Genomic DNA, 16,173 nt, shown 5'->3' with positions numbered 1-16,173 from the left:
TTTGCCTGGCGGCAATAGCGCGGTGGTCCCACCTGACCCCATGCCGAACTCAGAAGTGAAACGCCGTAGCGCCGATGGTAGTGTGGGGTCTCCCCATGCGAGAGTAGGACACTGCCAGGCATCAAATTAGTGTGCTGATATGGCTCAGTTGGTAGAGCGCACCCTTGGTAAGGGTGAGGTCCCCAGTTCGACTCTGGGTATCAGCACCACTTTATTTAAAGTGGGTTTAGAAGTTCGGCAAAAAGAATTAAAAGAATTTGCTTGGCGGCAATAGCGCGGTGGTCCCACCTGACCCCATGCCGAACTCAGAAGTGAAACGCCGTAGCGCCGATGGTAGTGTGGGGTCTCCCCATGCGAGAGTAGGACACTGCCAAGCATCAATTAAGCCAAGAGGCCATCCAAAAGGATGGCCTTTTTGCTTTCCAGCATTTGCACGATCACCGCGTTATCATTCCTTTGGTTCATCTGCGATGAAACATTTTCACCTTCTCGTTGAATACTCGACATCGCGTTAAAAAAACGCTATCTTCGGGCATCTAGAAGTCTAAACGTATAAACGGATGTGTGAGGATTAAGCAATGCCGATTCGTGTTCCTGATGAGTTACCTGCAGTCAGTTTCTTGCGCAATGAGAATGTCTTTGTGATGACATCCTCTCGAGCAAAAACACAGGAAATCAGGCCGTTGAAAGTACTGATCCTCAATTTGATGCCAAAGAAGATCGAGACGGAAAACCAGTTTTTGCGTCTGCTTTCCAACTCTTCGCTGCAAATTGACATTCAGCTGCTGCGTATCGACAGCCGTGAGTCGAAGAACACGCCGGCGGAGCATCTGAACAATTTTTACTGCGATTTCGAGGATATTCAGGATCAGAACTTCGATGGTCTGATCGTGACCGGCGCGCCGCTGGGGTTAGTTGATTTCTGTGACGTTGCCTACTGGCCGCAGATAGAGCGTGTCATCGACTGGGCGAAAAACCACGTCACCTCCACGTTGTTTGTGTGCTGGGCGGTACAGGCTGCTCTGAATATCCTGTACGGGATCCCGAAGATGACGCGTGAGGAGAAGCTATCAGGCGTTTATCAACACCAGACGCTGCAGCAGCATGCACTGCTGACCCGTGGTTTTGATGAAACCTTCCTGGCCCCGCATTCACGCTATGCGGACTTCCCTACGGAGATTATCCGTCAATACACGGATCTGGATATTCTGGCCGAGTCGGAACAGACCGGGGCCTATTTATTCGCGAGCAAGGACAAGCGGCTGGCATTTGTGACTGGTCACCCGGAGTATGATGCGCTGACGCTGGCAGGTGAGTACTGTCGGGATAACGATGCCGGCCTCAACCCCGCTGTTCCGCTTAACTACTTCCCTGACGATAATCCAGCACTCACCCCAAAAGCCTCCTGGCGCAGCCATGGGCATCTCTTATTCGCCAACTGGCTGAATTACTATGTTTACCAAATCACACCGTACGATCTGCGTCATATGAATCCCACTCTCGAGTAACGTTTCTTATCTTAACCGGCGGCTGAATCGAGGCCGCCGATGTCTTCGCCTCCCTGCAATAACCCATTTCCTTCGTCATACTTTAAGTGAAATTCTTTTATAAACAATGGGTTGATTCCGTTAATTTGATTTAATGGAACCGGTTTCCTTGTATTTAAAATCCGTTATTGTATTTAACTTATTGATAATAAAAGGTTAATAAAATATTTAATATTAAAATGGAAATCGTTTTTGATTTTTATTTTTAGTTGAGTATTCTTAGATCCAATGGGGTTGAGATCTGACCAGTAGAGATCGTTTTGCATGCCCTGATCCACATTGATTTCTGATAAAGAAGCACCGGCCTCCTGGCGATGGCGGGTGCGCAACAATGGGAAGGAGTAAGACAATGACGCAACAGACAGTAGGCACGGAGTTAACGTTTACGCAGGGTTTTACCGCTGCTGAGCGACAAGTGTTAACGGATGACGCAGTCGAATTCCTGGCGGAACTGGTGAGTAAGTTCACTCCACAGCGCAACAAGCTATTGGCAACGCGCGCCTGCTGGCAACAGAAGATCGATCAAGGCGAACTTCCTGATTTTATTTCGGAAACCAATTCCATTCGTGAAAGTGGGTGGAAAATTCGCGGTATTCCTGAAGATCTGCGCGATCGCCGGGTGGAAATTACCGGGCCGGTTGAACGCAAGATGGTGATCAATGCCCTGAATGCCAACGTGAAGGTGTTTATGGCGGATTTCGAAGACTCGCTGGCACCGAGCTGGGACAAAGTGATCGAGGGGCAAATCAACCTGCATGATGCGGTGAATGGCACCATCTCCTATACCAACGAAGCCGGAAAAATTTACCAGTTAAAGCCGAATCCGGCGGTCCTGATCGCCCGTGTGCGTGGCCTGCATCTGCCGGAGAAACACGTGCAGTGGCAGGGGGAAGCGATCCCCGGCGGTCTGTTTGATTTCGCGCTGTATTTCTTCCACAACTACCGCCAACTGCTGGAAAAAGGCAGCGGCCCTTATTTCTATCTGCCGAAAACCCAGTCTTGGCAGGAAGCGGCCTGGTGGAGCGAAGTCTTCAGCTTTACCGAGGATCGTTTTGATTTGCCGCGCGGTACCATCAAAGCCACGGTACTGATCGAAACCTTGCCGGCGGTTTTCCAGATGGACGAGATCCTGTATCACCTGCGTGACCATATCGTCGGGCTGAACTGCGGCCGTTGGGATTACATCTTCAGCTACATAAAAACGCTGAAAAACCACGGCGATCGGGTGTTGCCGGATCGTCAATCGGTCACCATGGACAAGCCATTTCTCAGCGCTTACTCCCGCTTGCTGATCAAAACCTGCCATAAACGTGGCGCCTTTGCGATGGGGGGCATGGCGGCGTTTATCCCGAGCAAAGACGCCGAGAAAAACGCCTGGGTACTGAACAAGGTGCGGGCGGATAAAGAACTGGAGGCCAATAACGGTCACGACGGCACCTGGGTGGCGCACCCAGGATTGGCGGATACCGTGATGGAAGTGTTCAGCCGGGTGCTCGGCGAGCGTCGCAACCAGCTGGAAGTGCTGCGTGAAAGCGATGCGCCGATCAGTGCCGCGCAGCTGCTAGAGCCTTGCGATGGTGAGCGGACAGAAGCTGGCATGCGCGCCAACATTCGCGTGGCGGTGCAATACATTGAGGCCTGGATTTCCGGCAACGGTTGCGTACCGATTTATGGCCTGATGGAGGATGCGGCGACGGCAGAAATCTCCCGTACCTCGATCTGGCAGTGGATCCACCATGAAAAAAACCTCAGCGATGGCCAACCGGTCACCAAAGCGCTGTTCCGCCAGATGCTTGCCGAAGAAGTTCTCGTTATTCAAGAAGAACTTGGTGAGCAACGTTTTAGCCAGGGGCGTTTTACCGAGGCCGCGCGTCTGATGGAGAAAATCACCGTTTCAGATGAGCTGATCGATTTCCTGACATTGCCCGGCTACGAATTACTGGCCTGAAAACATTCCTGAACATTAACCCTACATTATTGAAAAGGATAAAAATTATGTCTACCTCTCGTACCCAACAGATTCAACAACTGGAACAGGAATGGAAATCAGCTCGCTGGGAAGGCATTACTCGCCCGTACAGCGCGGAAGACGTGATCAACCTGCGCGGGTCGGTCAACCCGGTTTGTACTCTGGCGCAGAACGGTGCTGCCAAACTCTGGGATCTGCTGAATGGCAAATCACGCAAAGGCTACGTTAACTGCCTGGGGGCGCTGACCGGCGGCCAGGCGTTGCAGCAGGCCAAGGCGGGCGTCGAGGCCATTTACCTGTCTGGTTGGCAGGTAGCGGCGGATGCCAACACCGCGACCGCGATGTACCCGGACCAGTCGCTGTACCCGGTTGACTCGGTACCGACGGTGGTTGAGCGCATCAACAACACTTTCCGCCGCGCCGATCAGATCCAGTGGTCCAACAAGATTGAACCGGGCAGCAAAGGCTACACCGATTTCTTCTTGCCGATCGTCGCCGATGCGGAAGCCGGCTTTGGCGGCGTACTGAACGCCTACGAACTGATGAAGGCGATGATTGAAGCCGGCGCCGCCGGGGTGCATTTCGAAGACCAACTGGCGGCGGTAAAAAAATGCGGCCATATGGGCGGCAAAGTCCTGGTGCCAACCCAGGAAGCGATCCAAAAGCTGGTTGCCGCGCGTCTGGCGGCCGACGTACTCGGCGTGCCGACGTTGGTGATTGCGCGTACGGACGCCGATGCGGCTGATTTGCTGACGTCCGATTGCGATCCTTACGACAGCGAATTCGTTTCCGGTGAACGCACCGCCGAAGGCTTTTTCCGTACTCATGCGGGTATCGAACAGGCGATCAGCCGTGGGTTGGCTTACTCTCCTTATGCGGACATGGTGTGGTGTGAAACCTCCACCCCGGACCTGCAAGCGGCCAAGCGTTTTGCCGACGCGATCCATGCCAAATTCCCGGGCAAGCTGCTGGCATACAACTGTTCGCCGTCGTTCAACTGGAAAAAGAACCTGGACGATCAAACTATCGCTCGCTTCCAGGAAGAGCTGTCCGCGATGGGCTACAAATACCAGTTCATTACCCTGGCGGGCATCCACAGCATGTGGTTCAACATGTTCGATCTGGCGCACGCTTATGCGCAGGGTGAAGGCATGAAACACTACGTCGAGAAGGTGCAAGAGCCTGAGTTCGCCGCCGTTGAACGTGGCTACACCTTTGCCTCGCACCAGCAGGAAGTGGGCACCGGCTACTTCGATAAAGTCACCACCATCATTCAGGGTGGCGCGTCCTCGGTGACCGCACTGACCGGCTCGACGGAAGAGCAGCAGTTCTGATGCAGCAGCGCTGACAACGGGTGTTCCAGAGCCTGCTTACGCAGGCTCTGTCTTCTGGCGGGAGGGAAGGATGACGGCAAAACTGGAGCTGTTGATCGCACAGACGATCCTGCAGGGCTTTGATGCGCAATACGGCCGTTTCCTCGAGGTGACCGCCGGCGCGCAGCAGCGCTTTGAGCGGGCGGACTGGCCGGCGGTGCAGCAGGCGATGAAAAAGCGTATCCATCTGTATGATCATCATGTCGGTCTGGTGGTGGAGCAACTCAAGTGCATCACCGGGCAAAAATATTTTGATGCGGATTTCCCCAGTCGGGTGAAGGCGGTCTATACCGATCTGTTGCCGGAGTACCCGCGTTTCGAGATTGCCGAAAGCTTCTTTAATTCGGTCTACTGCCGCCTGTTTCGGCACCGCGATCTGACGCCGGAAAAGCTGTTTGTTTTCAGTTCACAGCCGGAAGGGCGTTTTCGCGACATCCCGCGCCCGCTGTCGCGCAATTTTACCGCCGGCGGCGACGTCCCGGCGATGCTGCATACCCTGTTGACCGATTTACCCCTGCGTCTGCCGTGGGAAAACTTGCCGCGCGATATTCTTTACATCACCCTGGCCTTGCAGCAGAGCTTCAGCGCACAGCAACTGGCGGGGGCGACGTTCCAGATCGCCAATGAGCTGTTTTATCGCAACAAGGCCGCCTGGCTGGTGGGCAAACTGCGGTTGCCAGACGGCGTTTATCCTTTCCTGCTGCCTATTCATCACAGTGATTCCGGCGCGCTGTTTATCGATACCTGCCTGACCAGCAAGGCCGAAGCCAGCATCGTGTTCGGCTTCGCCCGCTCGTACTTCATGGTTTATGCGCCGCTGCCGGCGGCCATGGTCGAGTGGCTGCGCGAGATCCTGCCGGGCAAAACCACCGCCGAGTTGTATATGGCGATTGGCTGCCAGAAGCACGGTAAAACAGAGTGCTACCGCGAATACCTTACGTTCATGGCCAGTTCGCAGGAGCAGTTCATCATCGCGCCAGGGGTTAAAGGCATGGTGATGCTGGTGTTTACCCTGCCGTCGTTCGATCGGGTGTTCAAAGTGATCAAAGACCAGTTCGCACCGCAAAAAGAGGTGACGCAGGCGCAGGTGATGGCCTGTTACCAACTGGTGAAAGAGCACGATCGCGTCGGGCGTATGGCGGATACTCAGGAATACGAGAATTTTGTCGTCGACAAGGCGCGCCTCAGCCCGGAGCTGTTGGCGGAGTTGCAGCGCGAGGTGCCGGACAAGCTGGAGGATTTGGGCGATCGCATCGTGATCAAGCATCTGTATATGGAAAGGCGCATGACGCCGCTGAACCTGTATCTGGAGCAAGCCAGTGAGCAGCAGATGCGCGACGCGATTGAGGAGTATGGCAACGCCATCAAGCAACTGGCGGCGGCCAATATTTTCCCCGGCGATATGCTGTTCAAAAACTTCGGCGTGACCCGTCACGGGCGGGTGGTGTTCTACGATTACGATGAGATTTGCTACATGACCGAGGTGAATTTCCGCGACATTCCGCCGCCGCGCTATCCGGAAGACGAACTGGCCAGCGAGCCGTGGTACAGCGTGTCGCCGAACGACGTGTTTCCGGAGGAGTTCAGGCATTTCCTGTGCGGCGATCGACGCATCCGGCAGGTGTTTGAAGAGATGCACAGTGACCTGTTCGAGGCCGATTATTGGCGCGGGTTGCAGCAGCGCATCCGCGATGGGTATGTGGAGGACGTATTCGCTTACCGCAAGAAGCGGCGTTTCAGCCAGCGTAGCGGCACGGCGCTGCCCGCTACCTCCGCCACCGCGTAGGGGCGCGGCATGCCGCGCCCGATACGATTAAGCCGTGGCACCCGCAACGGCTGCCCGCGCCAATTCGGTGATGCGCGCGTAGTCGCCGCTTTCCAGCGCATCCGCCGGCACCAGCCAGGAGCCCCCGATGCACAACACACTTTTCAGCGCCAAATAGTCGCGGTAGTTGCCCGGCGAAATGCCGCCGGTAGGGCAGAAGCGCACCTGTGGGAACGGGCCGCCGATCGCCTGCAGCGCTTTCACGCCGCCGTTGGCTTCCGCCGGGAAGAACTTGAACTCGCGCAGGCCATAATCCATACCCAGCATCAGTTCAGATACGGTGCTGATACCGGGAATTAACGGGATCGAACCGGCGGTGGCCGCTTTTAGCAACTCGTCGGTCAGGCCCGGGCTGATGGCGAACTGTGCGCCGGCGTCGGTCACCTGCTGCAACTGCTGCGGGTTAATTACGGTGCCTGCGCCGATAATCGCGTCCGGCACTTCCTGGGCAATGGCGCGAATCGCTTCCATCGCACAAGCGGTGCGCAGCGTCACTTCCAGCACCCGCACGCCGCCGGCGACCAGGGCTTTTGCCAGCGGAACCGCGTGTTCGAGCTTGTTGATGACGATCACCGGTACGACCGGCCCGGCCATCAGGATTTGCTCTGCGCTTGTCTTCCAATTGTTCATTAACGATGTTCTCCAGTTAGGGCCAACGATTAAAATTTAATGCAGCAGGCACCTTGTTCCGCGCCGGAAAGCTGGCTGCGTAAGGCGCCGAACAGTTCGCGGCCGCAGCCGATGTGTTCCGCGCTCAGGTCCGGTTGAGAGGGGGCGCGCTGTGCCAGCACATCGGCGTCGACCAACAGCTCCAGTTCGCCGGTTCGGCCGTTAACGCGGATCAGATCGCCGTTTTGCACCTTCGCCAGCAGGCCGCCGGTGTAGGCTTCCGGAGTCACGTGGATGGCGGAAGGCACCTTGCCGGAAGCGCCGGACAGGCGGCCGTCGGTCACCAGCGCCACCTTGAAACCGCGATCCATCAACACGCCCAGCGGCGGCATCAGCTTGTGCAGCTCCGGCATGCCGTTGGCCTGTGGCCCCTGAAAGCGCACTACCACCACGCAATCGCGCTCCAGTTTACCGGCCTCGAACGCCGGTACGATGTCGTGCTGGCTTTCGAATACTACCGCCGGCGCTTCGATAATCTGATTGTCGGCGGGCACCGCCGAGGTTTTCATCACCGCCCGGCCGAGGTTGCCGGAAAGTACCTTGGTGCCGCCATGATGTTCGAACGGTTGAGCAAGACTGGCGATCACGTTGGCGTCGAGCGAACTTTCCACCCCTTCACGCCAGGCCAGTTGGCCGTTATCCAGCCACGGCTCCTGGGTGTAGCGCTCCAGGCCAAAACCGGCCACGGTGTGCACGTCCTGATGCAACAGGCCCTGGTTCAACAATTCACGCACCACCAAGGCTACGCCGCCCGCAGCCTGGAACTGGTTGATGTCCGCCGGGCCGTTCGGGTAGATGCGGCACAGCAGCGGCACCGCATCTGACAGTTCTGAGAAATCGTCCCAGTTGATGATGATGCCTGCGGCGCGCGCCATCGCCACCATGTGCATGGTCAGGTTGGTGGAGCCGCCGGTGGCCAGCAGCGAAACAATGCCGTTCACCACCACTTTCTCATCCACCAGTTGGCCGACAGGCAGATAATTGCCGGCGGTTTCGGTCAGGCGGGTAACCTGGCGTGCGGCGGCGTCGGTCAGCGCGTCGCGCAGCGGCGTGGCCGGGTGAACAAAGGACGCGCCCGGCAGGTGCAGGCCCATCACTTCCATCACCATCTGGTTGGTGTTGGCGGTGCCGTAGAAGGTACAGGTGCCGATGCCGTGATAAGAGGCGGCTTCCGCTTCCAGCAGCGCCAGGCGGTCAGCCTTGCCTTCGGCGTACAGCTGGCGCACGCGCACCTTTTCTTTGTTCGGCAAACCGCTGCTCATCGGGCCGGCGGGTACAAACAGCGCCGGCAAATGGCCGAAGGACAGGGCGGACATTACCAGCCCCGGAACGATCTTATCGCAGATGCCGAGGAACAGCGCACCGTCGAACATGTTGTGCGACAGGCCAATAGCGGAAGACATGGCAATCACGTCGCGGCTCATCAGCGACAGCTCCATACCGTCCTGACCCTGAGTCACGCCATCGCACATCGCCGGCACGCCGCCGGCCACTTGCCCGACGGCCCCCACCGCGTGCAGTGCCTGCTTCAGCCGCTGCGGATAGTTTTCATAGGGCTGGTGGGCAGAAAGCATATCGTTATAGGCGGTGATGATGGCGATATCGCTGCGCACCATGTTTTTCAGCGCGGCTTTATCATCCGGCTGGCAGGCGGCGAAGCCATGCGCCAGGTTGCCGCAGGCCAGTTGCGAGCGGTGTACGGTTTGGGAGCGGGCGGCCTCGATGCGCGCCAGATAGGCGGTTCGGCTCTCTTTGGAGCGGTCGATGATGCGCTGTGTGACACGGGACAGGGTTGGATTAATCATACCTTCCTCACATTGCTGTTGTTATTGACGTCGCCAGTGGCGCTGCCCCCGGTGGTTGACTGCAGCCCTGATGTGCAATGACCGGGGGCGGGTTATGTCGTTATATTTTTTTAAAACAGGGTGAAGGCGATCATGCCGATGATCCCACCCACGCTGCCCAGAAGCGTTTCCATCACCGTCCAGGTTTTCAGCGTTTGCAACTCGTTGGCGCCGGTAAATTTACCGAACAGCCAGAAGCCTGCGTCGTTCACGTGGCTGAGCACAATCGAGCCGCCGGCGATGCAGATAGCCAGTGCGGCCAGTTGCCCGCCGCCAAGTCCCAGTTGGCTGGTAACCGGCAGCACCAGGCCGACGGTGGTCAGGCAGGCGACGGTCGCAGAGCCCTGAATCACCCGCACGACGGCGGACAGCGCGAAGCAGGCTACGGCGATCGGCAGGCCTGCGCCTATCATGGCGTCACCCAACGCCGGGCCAACGCCGGAATCCACCAGGATCTGTTTGAATACGCCGCCCGCACCGGTCATCAGCAGGATGATCCCGGCGGGTTGCACCGCTGCAGAGCAGATGGCCAGCGTTTGTTCATTGGTCATGCCGCGCGGTTTCGCCAGGCCGTAAATCACGATCAGACAGGCGATCAAAATGGCGGTGAACGGGTGGCCGATAAACTCCAGCCACTGCTGCAATTGCGAGCCGGGCGTGACCAGCCGCGCGCCGATGGTTTTCATGCCGACCAGCACCAGCGGGCAGAGTACCAGCGCCAGGCTAAAGCCAAATGACGGCAGGTTGCCCTTATTAAGCGTCGGTTCGTTTTCATCCGCCGGCATTGGCCAGTTCACGAAGCGGCTGATAAAGCTGCCGTACAATGGGCCCGCAATCAGCATGCCGAGAATGGCGGCGACCAGCCCGATGGCGATCATCCAGCCGAAATCGGCCTTCATCTGCGAAGCCAGCAGCATCGGCACCGGCCCCGGCAGCAGGAACGACACTGCGGCCGCAACGCCGGCAAACAGCGGAATGGCCAGCTTGACGATGTTGCCGTCGGTGCGGCGGGCCACGGCAAATACGATGCCGATCAGCAGCACCACCGCCACGTCAAAGAACAACGGCAGGGCGCAGATCAAACCGGCGATGCCGAGGGCATAATGCGCCTTGCTCTGACCGAAACGTTTCAGTAAGTGCGCCGCAATTTGGTCCAGCGCGCCGACCTCATGCAGTATCTTGCCGAACATGGCACCCAGCGCCACCACAATCGCCAGAAAGCCCAGCGTATCGCCCATGCCTTTTTGCATGGTGTCGGCGATGCGGTCGAGCGGCATGCCGGAGAAGATACCGGCGGCGATAGACACCAGCATTAACGCGACGAAGGCGTGCATGCGCGCCTTCATCACCAGGAATAACAGCAGTAAAACCGAGCCGACTGCGGTACCGACCAGCGTTATCGTACTCACGCGCACACGTCCTGTGGCAGGAAGCTTTGGATATGACGCACCGTATCGGCAATTACGCCTTCCAGCGGCTGATTGATGTCGACAGCCATCACGTCGCTTTCATCGACCCCCGGCTGTTCCAGCGCGGCGAATTGGGTGACCAGCATTTGCGGTTTGAAGAAGTGGCCGTTGCGCGCGGCGAGACGGGCTTCGATCACCGGGAAATCACCGTGCAGATAGATGAATGACAGGTTGCCGTTGCCGGCGCGCAGGCGGTCGCGGTAATGCTTTTTCAGTGCAGAGCAGACGATGATCGACACGCTATGGGTGCGCTGCATGGCGAAGGCGGCGTCGTTGAGTGCGGCCAGCCACGGGGCACGGTCGTCATCGTTTAGCGGTTCACCGGCGGCCATTTTCAGGATATTGCTGCGCGGGTGGAGGAAATCACCGTCGAGGAACCCGGCGGACAATTGGCGGGCGGTCGCCGCGGCCACGGCGGACTTGCCGCTGCCGGAAACGCCCATGATGACGTAGATTCGGTTTTGATTGTTGGTCATGGCTTAGCTCCAAAACGGCAAATAGGGTTACCTTGCATGTGATTGTTACCGGTAACATGTTATCGGTAACATTGTCGAAGGAAGTTTGGCCGGTTGCAATGAGCTTTAGCGGTGAGGATCGTTAACTGTGATCGGCTTCAAGTTTTTTTCGGGGCTGGAAACACTCTGCCTACAGAGATTTACATGCTGACAACAGTGGGGATACGGGGCGTCGCTGGCGGCGCCCCGGGGTAAGTTCAGCGTATGCCACCGTACTCCAGGCTGATCTCTTTCGCGGCGTGGATCACCAGCGCGCCCAGCTCGATCACGCGGTTGTCGGTGATGCGCGACACCGGGCCGGAGATCGAAATGGCGGCGAAGGCTTCCCGGTGCTCGTCGAAGATGCAGGCCGCCACGCAGCGCAGGCCGAGGGCATGCTCCTCGTCGTCGAAGGAAAAGCCCTGTTTGCGGATCTGCGCCAGCCCTTCCTTCAGGTTGTGCGGCGTCATCGTATGCTGGGTGTAGGTCTGCATGCCCTTTTTATGCAACAGTTTGGTGACTTGCTCATCCGACAGGGTAGAAAGGAAAGCCTTCCCCGCGCCGGAGGCGTGCATCGGCAGTTTACCGCCGATCGGCGCCGACATGCGCATCAGCGCGGTGCACTGAACCTGATCGATAATAATGGCCTGATACTCGCTGGTATCCAGCACGGCCAGATTGACCGTCTCGCCGGATTCTTCCATCAGACGGCGCAGCGTCGGGTGCACCATCGCCAGCAGGTTACGGCTTTGCAGAAAGCTGCTGCCGACCACAAAGGCGTGCGAACCAATGGTCCACAGGCCCAGATCGCCCACCTGGCGCACGAATCCCTGCTGTTGCATGGTGGTAAGCAGGCGGTGGGTGGTGGAATTCGGCAGCCCGGCCTGCTGGGCCAGATCGGTCAGCGCCACGTTTCCCTGGGCTTCGGCAATGTATTCCAGCAGTTTCAGGCCACGGGTCAGCGATTGAACCTGACCGGTCGCCGCACTGGCGGCCGGCGAGGCGGCGCGGGGCTTTTTGCCGCGTTTGGCGGGAGCGGGGGTGACCATGATTCACATTCCTCTTTCCGTATTATGGAATTCATTTTCGTTTTTTGCAGATGAATTGCAAGCCGTCTGTCAGCTCATCGGATGTGTTGGCCTCCAACCTGAAAAACTCTCAATTGCCGCGCGCCACTTTGGCCCCACAAGCTGTGCTAGGATGACTCGTTGGTTTTTGCGGCAGTTAAGCGATGGGCTGGATGGCAATTGAAGGGGTTACAGTGACAAATCGAGTAGAACAACTGCGCCGGCAGTTAGCACAGCGCATTTTAGTGTTGGACGGCGGCATGGGCACCATGATCCAGAGCTACCGGCTGGAAGAGAGCGATTTCCGCGGCGAACGTTTTGCCGACTGGCAGAGCGATCTGAAAGGCAATAACGACCTGCTGGTGCTGACCAAGCCGGAAGTGATCACCGCGATCCACTACGGTTATCTGGAAGCGGGCGCCGATATTCTCGAAACCAACACCTTCAACTCCACTACCATCGCCATGGCCGATTACCACATGGAGTCGCTGTCAGCCGAGATTAACTATCAGGCCGCCTGCCTGGCGCGCGCCTGCGCCGACGAGTGGACCGCGCGCACGCCGGATAAACCGCGCTACGTGGCCGGGGTGCTTGGCCCGACCAACCGTACCGCCTCTATCTCGCCGAACGTCAACGATCCGGCGTTCCGGAATATCTCCTTCGACGAACTGGTGGAAGCCTACCGCGAATCAACGCGCGCGCTGGTGGAAGGCGGCGTCGATCTGATCATGATCGAAACCATTTTCGATACCCTGAACGCCAAAGCTGCCGCCTTTGCGGTGGAAACCGAATTCGAAGCGTTGGGCGTGGAGTTGCCGATCATGATCTCCGGCACCATCACCGACGCCTCCGGCCGTACCCTGTCCGGCCAAACCACCGAAGCCTTCTATAACTCGATGCGCCACGTCAAGCCGCTGAGCTTTGGCCTGAACTGTGCGCTGGGGCCGGACGAGCTGCGCCAATACGTTGCCGAATTGTCGCGCATCTCGGAAAGCTACGTCACCGCGCACCCGAACGCCGGTTTGCCCAACGCCTTCGGCGAGTACGATCTGGACGCGCAAGAGATGGCGAAACAGGTGGGCGAGTGGGCGCAGGCCGGCTTCCTCAATATTATCGGCGGTTGCTGCGGCACCACGCCGGAGCATATCGCCGCGATGGCCAAAGCGGTCGCGGGCGTGCCGCCGCGCCAACTGCCGGAGATCCCGGTAGCCTGCCGTCTGGCGGGCCTGGAACCCTTGAACATTGACGCCAAAACGCTGTTCGTCAACGTCGGCGAGCGTACCAACGTCACCGGCTCTGCGCGCTTCAAGCGGCTGATTAAAGAAGAAAAATACAACGAAGCGCTAGCCGTGGCGCGCCAGCAGGTAGAAAGCGGCGCGCAGATAATAGATATCAACATGGATGAGGGGATGCTGGACGCCGAAGCGGCGATGGTGCGTTTTCTCAGCCTGATTGCCGGCGAGCCGGACATTGCCCGGGTACCGATCATGATCGACTCCTCAAAATGGTCGGTGATCGAAAAAGGCCTGAAGTGCATTCAGGGCAAGGGCATCGTTAACTCGATCTCGATGAAAGAGGGCGAAGACGCCTTTATTCACCACGCCAAACTGGTGCGCCGCTACGGCGCGGCAGTGGTGGTCATGGCGTTTGACGAGGTTGGCCAGGCCGACACCCGCGAGCGTAAGTTCGAGATCTGTCGCCGCGCTTACAAGATTCTGACCGAACGCGTCGGCTTCCCGCCGGAAGACATTATTTTTGACCCGAACATTTTTGCCGTCGCCACCGGTATCGAAGAGCATAACAACTATGCCGTCGACTTTATCGAAGCCTGCGCCGACATCAAAACCCACTTGCCGCACGCGATGATCTCCGGCGGGGTGTCCAACGTGTCGTTCTCGTTCCGCGGCAACGATCCGGTGCGCGAAGCGATCCACGCGGTATTCCTGTACCACGCGATCCGCAACGGTATGGACATGGGGATCGTCAACGCCGGGCAGTTGGCGATCTACGACGATCTGAGTGACGAACTGCGTAACGCGGTGGAGGACGTGATCCTCAACCGCCGTGACGACGGTACCGAACGCCTGTTGGATCTGGCGGAAAAATATCGCGGCAGCAAAGACAACGACGTGGCGGTGCAACAGGCGGAGTGGCGCGGCTGGCCGGTGGAAAAGCGGCTGGAATACTCGCTGGTGAAAGGCATTACCGAGTTTATCGAGCTGGATACCGAAGAGGCCCGGCAGCGTGCGGATCGCCCGATCGAAGTGATCGAAGGGCCGCTGATGGCGGGGATGAACGTGGTCGGCGATCTGTTCGGCGAAGGCAAGATGTTCCTGCCGCAGGTGGTGAAGTCCGCCCGCGTGATGAAGCAGGCGGTGGCCTATCTGGAGCCTTACATCGAGGCCAGCAAGCAGAAAGGCACCACGGCGGGCAAAATCCTGCTGGCGACGGTGAAGGGCGACGTGCATGACATCGGCAAAAACATCGTCGGCGTGGTGTTGCAGTGCAACAACTACGAAATCGTCGATCTGGGCGTGATGGTGCCGACGGAGAAAATCCTGAAAACCGCACGCGAGCAGAACGTGGACATCATCGGCCTGTCGGGGCTGATCACTCCGTCGCTGGATGAAATGGTCAACGTGGCTAAAGAGATGGAACGCCAGGGCTTTACCCTGCCGCTGCTGATTGGCGGCGCGACCACCTCCAAGGCGCATACTGCGGTGAAGATTGAACAGAACTACAGCGGTTCGACCACCTACGTGCAAAATGCCTCGCGCACCGTGGGCGTGGTGTCGGCGTTGCTGTCCGCGACTCAGCGCGACGATTTTGTGGCGCGCACCCGCAAAGAATACGAAACCGTGCGTATCCAGCATGCGCGTAAAAAACCGCGCACCCCGCCGGTCAGCCTGCAGAAAGCGCGCGATAACGCCATGGCGCTGGATTGGGAAAACTACCAGCCGCCAGTGCCGAAGCAGCTTGGGGTACATGCGGTGGAGGCCGGCATCGAGACGCTGCGCCAGTACATCGACTGGACACCGTTCTTTATGACCTGGTCGCTGGCAGGCAAATACCCGCGGATTCTGGAAGACGAGGTGGTGGGTGAAGAGGCCAAGCGCCTGTTCGCCGATGCCAACCAGATGCTGGACATGCTGGCCGCCAACGGCAGCCTCAACCCGCGCGGCGTGTACGGCCTGTTCCCGGCCAACCGCGTCGGTGACGACATCGAGGTGTATCGCGACGAAAATCGCGACGAGGTGCTGGTGGTCAGCCGTCATCTGCGCCAGCAGACGGAAAAAACCGACTTCCCTAACTACTGTTTGGCGGACTTTGTCGCGCCGAAAAGCAGCGGCAAGGCCGATTATTTCGGCGCTTTCGCCGTGACCGGTGGTTTGGAAGAGGATGAGCTGGCGGCGGCCTATGATGCGCAGCATGATGATTACAATAAAATCATGATCAAGGCGTTGTCCGATCGCCTGGCGGAGGCCTTCGCCGAATACCTGCATGAGCAGGTGCGCAAGCTGCATTGGGGCTTTGCGGCTGACGAGAACCTGAGCAACGAAGAGCTGATCCGCGAGAATTACCAGGGTATCCGCCCGGCGCCGGGCTACCCGGCTTGCCCGGAACACACCGAGAAAGCGGAAATCTGGCGCCTGCTGGACGTTAACCGCCACACCGGCATGGAGCTGACCGAATCCTTCGCCATGTGGCCGGGAGCGGCGGTGTCGGGCTGGTACTTCAGCCATCCGGAGAGCAAGTACTTTGCGGTGGCGCAAATCCAGCGCGATCAGGTGGAAGACTATGCGGCGCGCAAAGGCATGAGCATCAGCGAAGTTGAACGCTGGCTGGCGCCTAACCTGGGCTACGACGCCGACTGATGACGCAGGGGCGCTGCATGCGGCGCCCTTGTCAGCCAGTT

At 58.3% G+C, this 16,173-nt stretch carries 10 protein-coding genes, 1 tRNA gene and 2 rRNA genes; 8 read left to right on the top strand and 5 right to left on the bottom strand.

What is annotated here, in order from left to right; all coding sequences use genetic code 11:
• The first annotated feature begins 4 nt into the window (after positions 1-4).
• The 7 genes from rrf (V2S86_RS19780) to aceK all read left to right on the top strand — a co-directional run bounded on the left by rrf (V2S86_RS19780) (position 5) and on the right by aceK (position 6,675).
• Positions 5-120 (top strand): 5S ribosomal RNA (gene rrf / locus V2S86_RS19780).
• Between the two features lie 13 nt (positions 121-133).
• A tRNA-Thr gene (locus tag V2S86_RS19775) sits at positions 134-209 on the top strand.
• Positions 210-260: 51 nt separating this feature from the next.
• Positions 261-376 (top strand): 5S ribosomal RNA (gene rrf / locus V2S86_RS19770).
• Positions 377-578: 202 nt separating this feature from the next.
• Positions 579-1,508 carry a homoserine O-acetyltransferase MetA gene (gene metA, locus V2S86_RS19765; protein ID WP_330763802.1) on the top strand — a complete coding sequence of 310 codons (930 nt, stop codon included), beginning with the start codon at positions 579-581 and terminating at the stop codon, positions 1,506-1,508.
• A gap of 388 nt (positions 1,509-1,896) precedes the next feature.
• Positions 1,897-3,495: a malate synthase A gene (gene aceB / locus V2S86_RS19760; protein ID WP_330763801.1), complete on the top strand. Its 1,599-nt coding sequence runs from the start codon at positions 1,897-1,899 to the stop codon at positions 3,493-3,495.
• A gap of 47 nt (positions 3,496-3,542) precedes the next feature.
• A complete protein-coding gene (aceA, locus tag V2S86_RS19755; RefSeq protein WP_065506694.1) occupies positions 3,543-4,850 on the top strand; it encodes an isocitrate lyase in 1,308 nt (435 codons plus the stop codon).
• A 70-nt stretch (positions 4,851-4,920) separates the two neighbouring features.
• Entirely contained in the window at positions 4,921-6,675 is a 1,755-nt protein-coding gene (aceK, locus tag V2S86_RS19750; RefSeq protein ID WP_330763800.1) for a bifunctional isocitrate dehydrogenase kinase/phosphatase, read from the top strand.
• A gap of 27 nt (positions 6,676-6,702) precedes the next feature.
• Here the strand turns inward: aceK and V2S86_RS19745 are convergent, their stop codons facing one another.
• The 5 genes from V2S86_RS19745 to iclR form a co-directional block, all read right to left on the bottom strand.
• Entirely contained in the window at positions 6,703-7,344 is a 642-nt protein-coding gene (locus tag V2S86_RS19745; protein WP_330763799.1) for a bifunctional 4-hydroxy-2-oxoglutarate aldolase/2-dehydro-3-deoxy-phosphogluconate aldolase, read from the bottom strand.
• Positions 7,345-7,373: 29 nt separating this feature from the next.
• Complete coding sequence (gene edd, locus V2S86_RS19740) at positions 7,374-9,188, bottom strand: phosphogluconate dehydratase (protein WP_330763798.1); 1,815 nt, start codon at positions 9,186-9,188, stop codon at positions 7,374-7,376.
• 110 nt (positions 9,189-9,298) lie between these two features.
• Positions 9,299-10,636 carry a gluconate transporter gene (gntU, locus tag V2S86_RS19735; protein ID WP_330763797.1) on the bottom strand — a complete coding sequence of 446 codons (1,338 nt, stop codon included), beginning with the start codon at positions 10,634-10,636 and terminating at the stop codon, positions 9,299-9,301.
• Positions 10,633-11,172 (bottom strand): gluconokinase, encoded by a 540-nt coding sequence (gntK, locus tag V2S86_RS19730; protein WP_062791567.1) that lies wholly within the window; start codon positions 11,170-11,172, stop codon positions 10,633-10,635. Before gntK ends, gntU begins: the two co-directional genes overlap by 4 nt.
• Positions 11,173-11,408: 236 nt before the next feature.
• The gene (gene iclR, locus V2S86_RS19725; RefSeq protein ID WP_126485658.1) at positions 11,409-12,239 is read right to left on the bottom strand and encodes a glyoxylate bypass operon transcriptional repressor IclR; all 831 of its coding nucleotides are present in this window, start codon (positions 12,237-12,239) and stop codon (positions 11,409-11,411) included.
• A gap of 182 nt (positions 12,240-12,421) precedes the next feature.
• On the opposite strand from iclR, the gene metH reads away from it, so the two are divergent.
• The gene (metH, locus tag V2S86_RS19720) at positions 12,422-16,132 is read left to right on the top strand and encodes a methionine synthase (protein WP_330763796.1); all 3,711 of its coding nucleotides are present in this window, start codon (positions 12,422-12,424) and stop codon (positions 16,130-16,132) included.
• The last annotated feature ends 41 nt before the right edge of the window (positions 16,133-16,173 follow it).

Source organism: Serratia sp. C2(1) (assembly GCF_036352655.1).
GTDB classification, from domain to species: Bacteria; Pseudomonadota; Gammaproteobacteria; order Enterobacterales; family Enterobacteriaceae; genus Serratia; species Serratia inhibens.
The sequence above is the reverse complement of the archived record's forward strand: the minus strand, read 5'-3'. Positions and strand labels throughout refer to the sequence as shown.